12 protein-coding genes are annotated in these 10,922 nt (G+C 36.8%); 2 read left to right on the forward strand and 10 right to left on the reverse strand.

The window, feature by feature from the left end:
* The first annotated feature begins 8 nt into the window (after positions 1-8).
* Positions 9-944, forward strand: a complete 936-nt coding sequence (gene moaA, locus A9G30_RS10885; protein ID WP_081295830.1) for a GTP 3',8-cyclase MoaA — start codon at positions 9-11, stop codon at positions 942-944.
* Here the strand turns inward: moaA and gluQRS are convergent.
* The 3 genes from gluQRS to folK all read right to left on the reverse strand — a co-directional run bounded on the left by gluQRS (position 924) and on the right by folK (position 2,932).
* Positions 924-1,817: a tRNA glutamyl-Q(34) synthetase GluQRS gene (gluQRS, locus tag A9G30_RS10890; protein WP_065588974.1), complete on the reverse strand. Its 894-nt coding sequence runs from the start codon at positions 1,815-1,817 to the stop codon at positions 924-926. The genes moaA and gluQRS overlap by 21 nt on opposite strands.
* Before the next feature lie 38 nt (positions 1,818-1,855).
* Entirely contained in the window at positions 1,856-2,311 is a 456-nt protein-coding gene (gene dksA / locus A9G30_RS10895) for an RNA polymerase-binding protein DksA (protein ID WP_065583057.1), read from the reverse strand.
* A 135-nt stretch (positions 2,312-2,446) separates the two neighbouring features.
* Positions 2,447-2,932 (reverse strand): 2-amino-4-hydroxy-6-hydroxymethyldihydropteridine diphosphokinase, encoded by a 486-nt coding sequence (gene folK / locus A9G30_RS10900; RefSeq protein ID WP_065579913.1) that lies wholly within the window; start codon positions 2,930-2,932, stop codon positions 2,447-2,449.
* A 219-nt stretch (positions 2,933-3,151) separates the two neighbouring features.
* Here folK and A9G30_RS10905 point away from each other — a divergent pair, with 219 nt between their 5' ends.
* Positions 3,152-4,507, forward strand: coding sequence for an MmgE/PrpD family protein (locus A9G30_RS10905; protein WP_065588975.1), 1,356 nt, complete (start codon positions 3,152-3,154; stop codon positions 4,505-4,507).
* 103 nt (positions 4,508-4,610) lie between these two features.
* Here the strand turns inward: A9G30_RS10905 and A9G30_RS10910 are convergent, their stop codons facing one another.
* From A9G30_RS10910 to syd, 7 genes are all read right to left on the reverse strand, one after another.
* On the reverse strand, positions 4,611-5,363 hold the full coding sequence (locus A9G30_RS10910) for an amino acid ABC transporter ATP-binding protein (protein WP_065588976.1): 753 nt from the start codon (positions 5,361-5,363) through the stop codon (positions 4,611-4,613).
* A 10-nt stretch (positions 5,364-5,373) separates the two neighbouring features.
* On the reverse strand, positions 5,374-6,045 hold the full coding sequence (locus A9G30_RS10915) for an amino acid ABC transporter permease (protein WP_065567406.1): 672 nt from the start codon (positions 6,043-6,045) through the stop codon (positions 5,374-5,376).
* Positions 6,042-6,824, reverse strand: a complete 783-nt coding sequence (locus A9G30_RS10920) for an amino acid ABC transporter substrate-binding protein (protein ID WP_065588977.1) — start codon at positions 6,822-6,824, stop codon at positions 6,042-6,044. The genes A9G30_RS10915 and A9G30_RS10920 overlap by 4 nt, the downstream gene beginning before the upstream one ends.
* Positions 6,821-7,345 (reverse strand): GNAT family N-acetyltransferase, encoded by a 525-nt coding sequence (locus A9G30_RS10925; protein WP_065567408.1) that lies wholly within the window; start codon positions 7,343-7,345, stop codon positions 6,821-6,823. The genes A9G30_RS10920 and A9G30_RS10925 overlap by 4 nt, the downstream gene beginning before the upstream one ends.
* Positions 7,342-8,703 carry an adenylosuccinate lyase gene (gene purB / locus A9G30_RS10930; RefSeq protein WP_065588978.1) on the reverse strand — a complete coding sequence of 454 codons (1,362 nt, stop codon included), beginning with the start codon at positions 8,701-8,703 and terminating at the stop codon, positions 7,342-7,344. Before purB ends, A9G30_RS10925 begins: the two co-directional genes overlap by 4 nt.
* A gap of 345 nt (positions 8,704-9,048) precedes the next feature.
* The gene (locus tag A9G30_RS10935; protein WP_065583062.1) at positions 9,049-10,224 is read right to left on the reverse strand and encodes an amino acid aminotransferase; all 1,176 of its coding nucleotides are present in this window, start codon (positions 10,222-10,224) and stop codon (positions 9,049-9,051) included.
* Between the two features lie 129 nt (positions 10,225-10,353).
* The gene (gene syd, locus A9G30_RS10940; protein ID WP_065583063.1) at positions 10,354-10,887 is read right to left on the reverse strand and encodes a SecY-interacting protein; all 534 of its coding nucleotides are present in this window, start codon (positions 10,885-10,887) and stop codon (positions 10,354-10,356) included.
* Between the last annotated feature and the right edge of the window lie 35 nt (positions 10,888-10,922).

The following is a 10,922-nucleotide window of genomic DNA, read 5'->3' on the forward strand; positions in this document are numbered from 1 at the left end:
TTCAATATCTGCGTTTGTCGATTACTGAGCTGTGTAATTTCCAGTGTCAATATTGTTTACCTTATGGTTATCAACCCAAGAAAGGGCATAATTTTTTGTCACTCAGTGAAATTGATCATGTTGTGGCAACATTTACTGAACTTGGGGTAAGCAAAATTCGCTTAACGGGTGGCGAGCCGACTTTACGTCGTGATTTTGTGGATATTTTGTCGCTCATTTCTTCTTACTCTAGTGTTAAAGAGCTGGCCATTACCACTAATGGCTCACGTTTATTAAAAAATATTCATCACTGGCATCAAGCAGGTTTAAATGCAATTAATATTAGTATTGATAGCTTTTCTCCGCATTTATTTAAATTAATTACGGGTCAAGATAAACTTAAAGAATTAATGCAATGTGTCGAAAAATCGTTAGAAGTAGGTATTAAAAAAGTCAAAATTAATACGGTGTTAATGAAAAACATGAACGATAATTTAGATGATTATTTGTCATGGATTAAAGATAAATCCGTAGAATTACGCTTTATTGAACTTATGGAAACAGGTGAAAGTAGCGATATATTTAATCGTTATCACTTGTCTGCTCATGTTATTGAGGCACAGTTAATTGCACAGGGTTGGCAGTTGCAACTCAAAAATCCACTATCAGGCCCAGCTAAAGTTTATGCTCATAGCGATTATCAAGGTAAAATTGGGCTAATTATGCCGTATTCAAAAGATTTTTGTAAAAGTTGTAATCGGTTGCGTGTGTCATCAATTGGTAAATTACATTATTGCTTATTTGGTGAGGCCGCGGTTGATTTGCGTGATTTACTTCAAAACTCAGCGCAAAAACAACAACTTATAACACGCATCTTTGCTTCGTTAAAAATAAAGCCAGAAAAGCATTTATTACATGTGCATAATGTCGGTATGACTGATAATTTATCTTATATTGGTGGGTAACTGGGTATTTTGTTTGGGTACTTTCGCAATTTGCCAATGTTGTATTGCCCATTGCAATAGCTGTTGTTGGCTGGCATCTTGCCAGTCTTTTGGTAGACATTGCCCTAAAAATTGCAGAGCGTGCGCCGTTAATGATTTGCTATTATTTAGCTCAATGGGCTTTGCATGGTTTTGTTTAGAAAGCTTATTGCCGTTGTTATCTAGTGCTAGTGGTAAATGGCAATAGTTTGGCAGAGAAAAGCCAAAAAGCTTATAGAGTGACATTTGTTTAGCGGTAACCGGTAAAAGATCGGCTCCGCGCACAATTTCGGTAATTCCTTGTTTATGATCATCTAACACTACCACTAAGTTATATGCAAATAGACCATCTTTACGGTGAATAATGAAATCTTCTTGTGCACTAGCTGTTTCTACTGTTTGCAAGCCACGAATTTTATCTGTAAATTCAGAAATAGGGTGGTTTTGTTTTAGGCGAATAGCCAACTGTGATTGGTTAATCTTTAAATGCCTATGGCGACAATAACCGTCATAATGCCCGTTAGGCAATTTTTGTACCCGTTGCCTTGTACAATCACAATAATAGGCTTGCTGATGACTCAATAGCGATTGTAATACTGCTTGATAACGTTCGTGGCAAGCCGATTGATATAATACGTTATCATCCCAATATAAATGAAATGTTTCTAAAGTCTTTAAAATGAGAGATGATGCGCCTTTAACTTCTCGTGGTGGGTCGATATCTTCGATACGAACTAGCCATTTGCCATGGCAAGATTTAGCCTGTAAATAGCTACCAAGCGCTGTCACCAATGAACCAAAATGTAATGGTCCTGATGGTGACGGGGCAAAACGACCAATATAACGCTTAGGCATATCGGGTTGAATGGCGGTGGTAATTAATAACGTAGCAATTACTTGCCCATTTGTTTTTCGCGAAGTTCTGCAAGTGTTTTACAATCGATACATAAATCAGCCGTTGGTCTTGCTTCTAGACGGCGAATCCCGATTTCCACACCACATGATTCACAATAACCGAAATCATCTATTTCGATTTTCTTTAATGTTTTTTCAATTTTTTTGATGAGCCTTCTTTCTCTGTCGCGTGCACGTAGTTCAAGGCTGAACTCTTCTTCTTGCGTTGCTCGGTCAGCAGGATCTGGAAAGTTCGCTGCTTCGTCTTGCATGTGCGAAACGGTTTTACCCATTTCATCTTTTAGTTGTGCAAGCCAAGCTTCCAAAATAAGCTTAAAATGTTTCAATTGCTTAGGATTCATGTACTCCTCACCTTTTGCCTCTTTATAAGGCTCAAGCCCAGCAACTGAAAGCAGGCTAAGTGAAGATGTGTTTGCTTTTTGTTCTTTTTTCACAGCAATCCCCTTAAGTGCAGATTATTTAAAAGCGCTAAACTATAGCAATAATTCAGCCTTTGGCAAATTTTTTTTATCATTTTTTTGCTTAAAACTAAATAAAATAATACAACTATATGTTATTAATTAAGATAATTACTTATCCCATTTCGTTAGTTCATTTTTAGGGCATCGAGTTACTAAGTCATATAATTTATCGTTATCGGGTAGAATCAGCTCTGGGCTGATGTCAAATAGTGGATAGAGTACAAATTCTCTATTTTTCATATGGTAATGAGGGATAGTTAGCCTTTCACTGTTAATGACTAAATCATCATAAAGCAATATATCTAAATCTAAGGTTCTTGCGCCCCAGCGGTTGTCTTTACGCACACGGCCTTGCGCTTTTTCAATTGTTTGTAGCTCGTCAAGTAGTTCAATAGGGGATAAATTCGTTGTCAGTTTTATTACTGCATTCAGATAGTCATTCTGATTTTGTGGTCCAAGAGGTTTACTTCGATAAAAAGGTGAAATATCCGCTACTTTTGTGTTTGGCAACTGTTTTAATGCAACAATTGCACGATTGGCTTGTGCTAATGGATCTTCAAGGTTGCTGCCTAAAGCAATATAACAAGTTGACATAGTTGCGCTAATTTTCGATTTCAATTGAGTGAGGCTATTTTAGCATATAATGTAATAGGCAAACATGATTATATAAATAGATTAATACTTATTGTTTCTGGCTTCGAGTTATTAAAATTTAATCATATCATCTTTAGCTTATTATTTATTGTTCACTATTTTACTTGTGGTAAAGTAAACCCAATTATCAAATCGCTATTGCATTTATTGAGAATGAAAATGAATTTAGGGCAACAATTAAGTTTTTTAATAAAAAACACACCAATAATTCGTGATCCCCAAGTTATTAATTGTGCGATTAATGGGGTAACAGATTATTTTGCTTGTAGTTTGCAAGCTTGCCATGAAGATGACGTTCAGAAATTGCTAGCGTGGGTAGCAGATGAGGGGGGAAATGCTAGAGCGTGGTTAATCGGCCAAAAGAAGTTAGTTACCGCAAGGCAAGCAGCACTTTTTAATGGCTTTCAAGCGCATTGTTTAGATTATGATGATGTACATTCAGATGTTCGAGGGCATCCTTCATCGGTCATTTTGTCGGCACTTATTGCCAGCGTTCGATTAGATAATGTTAAGCAAAAGATTGATGGGCGGCGTTTTTTGACTGCTTATGTTGGTGTTGAGGTGATGGCTCGCTTAGGTAAAAGCGTTAATCCTGAGCATTACGAAAAAGGTTGGCATGCAACCATTACTTTGGGGGGGATCGCGGCAACGGCTGCGATTTGTTACCTTTATGATGAACCGTTTTTATCGCAAGCTTTAGCTTTGTCAGCAACTCAAGCTTCGGGGATGCGTTTGTTAATGGGCACGCCAATTAAGTTTTTGCATGCAGGCTTAGCCGCTCAACATGCCATTCAGTCCGTTGAATGGTTAAGAGTTGGTATAGATGCCGATCAGAATTTTTTAGACGATAAATTAGGTTTTTTGGCTATTTATGGGCAAGGTAATACACATTTTGATTTAAGTCATTGGGGGGATGTTTGGAAGATTGTTGAACCTGGTTTATGGTTTAAAAATTATTCTTATTGTTCAGCGGCGGCTTATGTTGCCGATGCGGGTCAATTATTATATAAAGAGCCTGATTTTGATCTTGATAATGTTAGTGATATTACGATTTATTTTGTGCCATCAAATAGCGATGCAGCATTGATATATAAGACACCTTCATTAGCGCAACAAGGGCGTTTTTCGGCTGAATATATTTTGGCTTTAACCTTGTTAGGGTTACCGCTAAGTTTCGAGCAGTTTTCTTCAAAACCTATTCCTTGTGAAATCAAACAGTTGATGAAAAAAATGACGCGCAGTTATCAAATACAGCTTGCGCCACATCCTGATGCTTATAATGGCCGTTATGTAATTATTGATATTTTTCTCAAAAACGGTAAAAAAATAAGCCAGCGTGTTGATATTCCTAAAGGCTCACCTAAAAATCCATATAGCCAGAGTGAAATGTCGTTAAAGTTACTTTCCGCAGTTAAAGATAAATCGAAAACAGCACGGTTATTAACAGATATTCAGCAACTGGCAACAGGTTTGGATCTTCGCCAATTTTTATTATCTTATTCTTTTACGCTTTAATTTTCATATGTTAATCAGCAAGGCAATTTAATCACTAATACAATTTAATCACTAGTACAATTTAATCATCAATACAATGAGTTAAAGTCGTTGTGGCTATTGTTCAAATTTCGAAGTCAATTTCATCTGTTAGCTGGCGTAAAAAACGTTGTGTAATTTCATGTTGTGGGTTGTCTATGACTGATTTTGCTGGTCCTTCTTCCACAATTACGCCATCAGCCATAAAGATAACGCGGTCTGCGACGTACTTGGCAAATTCCATTTCGTGCGTCACGATAATCATAGAGGTTCGTTCTTTTGCCAGCTGTAGCATGACTTGTAAAACTTCGTGTACTCGTTCAGGGTCGAGCGCAGAAGTGGGCTCATCAAATAATAGTACTTTGGGTTTGACTGCCAGTGCTCTTGCAATCGCGATGCGCTGTTGCTGGCCACCAGATAAGGTAATGGGATATTGTTTGGCATAAGGTAACATACCAACGCGCTTTAATAATGATAAGCCGAGTTTTTCCGCTTCTTTTTTATCTATCTTTTGCCCAACAATAAGCGGGTAGGTAATATTTTCTAACGCTGTTTTATTTTTAAATAAATTGTAGTGTTGAAAGACCATTGCTGATTGTTTGCGTAAATTGGCTTCTTCTTTATGACTATAATGTTTCGCATCAAGCCTTGCTGAGCCAATTTGAATTGTGCCATTATTCGGTTTTTCTAATAAATTTAAACAACGTAATAAGGTGGATTTGCCAGATCCTGAAGGACCAATAATCGCAACTACTTCACCTTGCTTGATATTTAAGTTGATTTCTTTTAAAACTTCATTATTAGCAAAACGTTTAGATAAATGCGATACTGTAATCATAACATTCTCCTTAACGATGATATGGCGCAGAAAGTTTTTGTTCTAACTGTTTTTGTATCCATGAATAAATCACAACAGTAAGCCAGTAAATAATGCCAACAGCTAAATAGGTTTCAAAGTAGAGAAAAGAATTAGCGGTTAACATTTTTCCTGCGGCTAATAGCTCTTGAACGCCAACAAAAAAGGCGACAGAGGAATCTTTAAGTAATGATATAAACATGTTTCCTGTGTTTGGTAAGGCATTAATCATGGCTTGCGGAAGAATAATGCCTCTGTAGACTTGCATTTTACTTAACCCAACCGTTAGCCCCGCTTCTTTCTGCCCGTGATCAACTGACTCTAAGCTTGCTCTAAAAATTTCGGCTAAATAGGATGAGTACTTTAAGCTGAAACAGATAATTGCAGCGGTAGTTGCGCCCATTTGTTTTAAAATAGGAAAAATTTGCGGTAGACCATAATAAATAATAAAGAGTAAAACAACAGATGGTATGCCACGAAACAGTGAAATAAATAGTGCAAAAATAGAATCGATAATGATTATTTTGTTGTTGCGTAATAGCGCAATGGCTAGCCCTAATATAATGGCAATCGTAATCGATACAATGGTAATAAAAAGTGTAACGGGCAGATAAGGTAAGATCTGCGGAAATACACTTAAGAAATAATTTACATTAAAATTCATGATGTAATATCTTCACCAAAATATTTAATTGAAAGATTTTTCAATGTACCATTGGCACGTAGCTTTTCGATGGCTTGATTGAATTTTTCACGCAGCGCTTGACCTTTTCCGTCTTTACTAAATGGGAAAGCAACTTGCTCAATAGTAATTGGCTCTCCAACTAATTTGAACGGTAGATTTTTACGTTTAATTTCAGCAAGTAAAATAGGTTTAGAATTGACATAACCATCAACCCGTTGGTATTCCGTATCATACATTGCGCCATCACGGGTTTCGTAGGTTTTGATAGTTACGTTGTTATTAGGGAAAGCTTTTTTTAGGTTATTAATATGATTCGATCCTAGCACACCAGCAATAGTTTTATTTTTAAAATCAGATAGCTTATTAATATCTTTGTTATCTTTATGGGTTACAATCTGGCTACCGTAAAAGCTATAGGTGTTGGAAAAGTCATATTTATCTTGACGGGCTGGTGTTATGGCAACCGCATTTGCAACGGTATCTAAGCGCCCTGAATCAAATTGCCCCATTAAACCGCCAAATTCAGCAATCACCCATTCGACTTGATAACCTAGTTCTTGAGCAATGGCTTGAGTCACTTCAACATCAAATCCCACTAATTTGTCATCTTGTTTATAACCATTTGGATAGCTTTGTCCTGTAGAGCCAACTTTAATGATATTTTGCTTTGTTGCTTGGTCGTTGGATTTATTATCACAACCAATTAAGGCTAGACTGGTTAATAAAATAGCGGATAATAACGTACTTATTTTTTTCATGCTTTATTACTCCTTTGTTTCCATTGGGTATAGCTTTTATGGTTTAAGATTTTTTCAAAATAGAAGGTCGTATGATCGGGCGTTAAATCTGCTTGCCCTATTTTTTTATAACCTTTATTTATATAAGTTTGTACAAGCCATGGATGATTTGCTGCGGTACCTAAGGTCACAGCGGGTAATTTGAGTTGATTAATCAGGATTTGCTGTTCAACAAAATTCCATAATGTATTTCCATACCCTTTACCCTTATATTGAGGATCGGTTGCAAACCAACCTAAATGCGGTAACCCATAAGGTCCAGGATTATTTCCCCATGGAAAGCGAATACTTAACGTGGATAGTAACTGTCCCTCTTTCTCAAATAGATACACCGCATTAGATTCAAGATGCTCAGCAATTTGTGATTGATTGGCGGTTGCAGCTGCAAAATGAATGCCTAATTTAGTCGTGGCATGATAAGCACGATGTAATAGTGTTTGATAAGCTGGAATGTCATTATGAGTCATTAAGCGAAAACTCATGCTAACACTCCACAATGATCAGCATATTTAATCACTTGTTCTACTTTTTCAGGAGCAGAGCCGATATAGTTAATAGGATCAAGCCAAGCATCAAGTTCAGATTCGGTAAACTCGTTGTTCAAGTTGGGATCTTCTAATAGGATGTCTTTAAATGGTCGATTTTGTTCAAATGCTTTCATTGCACTTTGGTAAACTAAATGGTGCGCAGTCTGTTTGCCTAATCGTTTACCTATTTCAAACATGACTTTTTCAGACAGCAGTAAGCCATTTTGTAGTTGTAAATTAGTTATCATGCGATCAGCGTTAACTTTTAGACCTTTTAGTACAGTTAATGCGATTTGTAATTGGGCTGAAATATAAAGGTTTATTTCAGGTAGTGCTATCCACTCTGCTCGCCAGCTCATGGCATCACGCTCATGTTCAACTTTCATTGATTCATGAATTAACGCAACACTTTTTAAAAGTGGTGCCGTTAGGCTAGCTAATCCTTCTAATGCTGCTGGATTGCGTTTATGTGGCATGGTTGTTGATCCAATTTTTCCTTCAGAAAAAGGCTCTTCGATTTCGTTAATTTCGGTACGCATTAAGTTGTAAAATTCATTCCCAATTTTTCCTAATGTGCCACTGATTAGTGCTATTACCGATGAGTATTCAGAAAAACGGTCTCGTGCCGCTTGCCAGCCAATGTTAGGGGTATTAAGCCCGAGTAAAGTTAAAGCGCGTGATTCAACTTGTGGTCCTAATTTGCCTATTGATGCATAAGTACAAATTGCTCCACTAATATTGCCGACTAATACCCGTTGTTTGATTTCGGTTAAACGTTGTAAGTGTCGAATAAATTCATCTAGCCACACCGCAAGTTTAAATCCAAAAGTTGTAGGTAGTGCTTGCATGCCATGAGTTCGCCCAACCATAGGTAAATATTGGTACTGTTTGGCTAAACGTTTTAGCTCAAGTGCCACCCGTTTAGTGTCTCGCTCAATGACAGTAAAAGACTGTTTTAATTGTAAAACGGTTGCTGTGTCGACAATATCTTGTGTGGTTGCACCGTAATGGATATATTGGCCTGCCTCGCCAACTTGTTTTTGTAGTGCATTAATTGTCGACATTAATGAGTGCTTCGCTTTTGCTGCTTCTTCAGCAATTTGATCAATTGATAGTTTTGAAGCATCGGCATTAGCAATGATTGAGTTGGCCGCTTCAATTGGAATAACACCTAGCTCGCCTTCAGCTTTGGCTAAAGCAACTTCGACATCCACTTGCCTTTTCAAACGATTTGTTTCCGACCAAATAGAACGCATTTCACTAGTGCCGAAGTTATTTCCCAAAATTAAAAAATCCAAAACATGTGACGCCACGACATTACCCTTAATCATTGTTATTACGTTATTAAACAATTATTAGTAATTATTGAGTTATCGTCTAATAATCAGTTTGTATATAGATATAACTAAATAGAATAAATGCATGAAATAGTTTATAAGAAAGCGGTTTTTTGCGCTAAATAATGCTAGTTTATTAAGCTATGTTTTGTATAAAAAACAATCAAAAAACTTCAATAAAATCAATGGGTTTTCTGAATGATTTTTAAAGGTAGGATGATGTTGAATGTAAACGGATAAATAGAAACACTCACCATTGGAGTGCCTCTAGTGTTAGAGTATAAAAAGCCGCGCTAATAATCTATTTGCTTATTAGCGGTATTAAAGCACTTCTACAATGGATTCACAAAGCCTAGACATGTTATCTAATGTCATCCCTGCTACATTAATCCGTCCTGAATTAACAATGTATATGCCATAATCGTCACGCAATTTAAGTACTTGTTCTTCATTTAAACCACTGAACGAGAACATACCATTTTGTTTAGCAATAAAACTAAAATCTTGATTTGCCCCTTTGTCTTGCAGTGTTTTGACAAATAATTGACGCATGCGGTGAATGCGTTGGCGCATATTAGTTAGTTCGTCAATCCATTCTTCTTTTAATTCCTCATTATTTAAAATATAAGAAACAATTTTAGCGCCATGTGCCGGTGGGTTAGAATAATTGGCTCGAATAATGGTTTTGACTTGGCTAAAGGCGCGCTCGGCAATTTCAGTATTTGCGGCAATGAGCGTGAAGGCTCCAACGCGCTCGTTATATAAGCCGAAATTTTTAGAATATGAGCTAGCAATAAGGAGTTCAGGGTGATGATTAGCAAATAATCGTAGTCCATAGACGTCTTCTTCTATACCTTGCCCCAAGCCTTGATAAGCTAAGTCAAATAGGGGTAACCAACCATTTTTTATGGCTAAATCTGAGATGGCTTGCCACTGTTCTGGTGTTGGATCGATGCCTGTTGGGTTATGACAGCAACCGTGGAATAATACTGCTTCGCCAGCGGCAACTTGGTTTAAGCTATTTATCAGGGCATCAAAGTCAAGTGTGTGTGTTTGTGCATTGTAATAATGGTATTCGCGCACTTCAAGGCCAGCAGTTTGAAATACACTACGATGATTGGGCCAAGTCGGATTGCTGACCCAAACACGTTTTACTTTGGTTCGGCGAGCTAAAAAATCTGCCATTATACGTAAAGCGCCAGTACCGCCAGGTGCTTGTGCTGTTCTTGCTCGTTCGTTTTCAGATCCAAAAAGCAAAATTTGCGTTACAGTATTGAATGCTTTAATACCATCAATAGGTGAGTAGCTTTTGGTGGTTTCGTCATTTAATAAAAAATGTTCCGCTTTTTTTACACTTTCTAAAATAGGTGTTTGGGTTGTTTCGTCTTTATAAACACCGACACTTAAATTAATTTTATTGGTGCGTTCATCTCTATTATAAAGATCGGCCAGTCCTAAAATAGGATCTGCCGGCGCTGCTGTTAAATATTCAAACATAATTCACCTATCTGATCTAATGACATTTAACGCATTATATACACATTATTTTATAAGATACAATTTTGATAGCATTTACGATTGCTATTGATATAGACATATATTGCGCTATTGTTGAGCGGTATTAGCTTAACAAGTAACAATTAGTTTACTTAAAAAAGTGGTTAAATCATGAGCTAGAATGGTGAATTGACCTGTAATTAGATCTTCTTTTACCACTTCGCCAGTTAAATTATTTATTGCAATAATTTCGGTATTTTCATCTGTTGATGCGATAAAAGTCGTTGGTGTTCGTTTTAATTTTTTTTGTTGGGATAAATGGGCTATTAAATTTTGCTCTAAATTGGAAAAATCATCATCATTCCATGCTTGGATTAAGGTTAAGTGGATGTTATGCAATTTAGCCGTCATATTGGCTGCATATTGTGTACCATAGAATATATGTGCGTTAGGATGTAAAGTAATGCCAACAATTTGCTCAGCAATAGCAAGATCTCTTGGTGGCTTTAATAAAAAGGGTTGCCAAAATACGGTGAGATTTTCAGTTTTTAAAATACAAGGCGAAGGTATAGCATGCAGTTCTTCACTTTGCGGTGCGTAACTGAATTGGTTAACCCAGCGAGCGGTAAAATTAAGCAAGGCGATTTTATCGGTAGTGTTCATAAACAACCCTATTTGGTATTTAAATTATTATCTAA

Source organism: Gilliamella sp. Fer4-1, from assembly GCF_001690515.1.
GTDB classification, from domain to species: Bacteria; Pseudomonadota; Gammaproteobacteria; order Enterobacterales; family Orbaceae; genus Gilliamella; species Gilliamella apicola_C.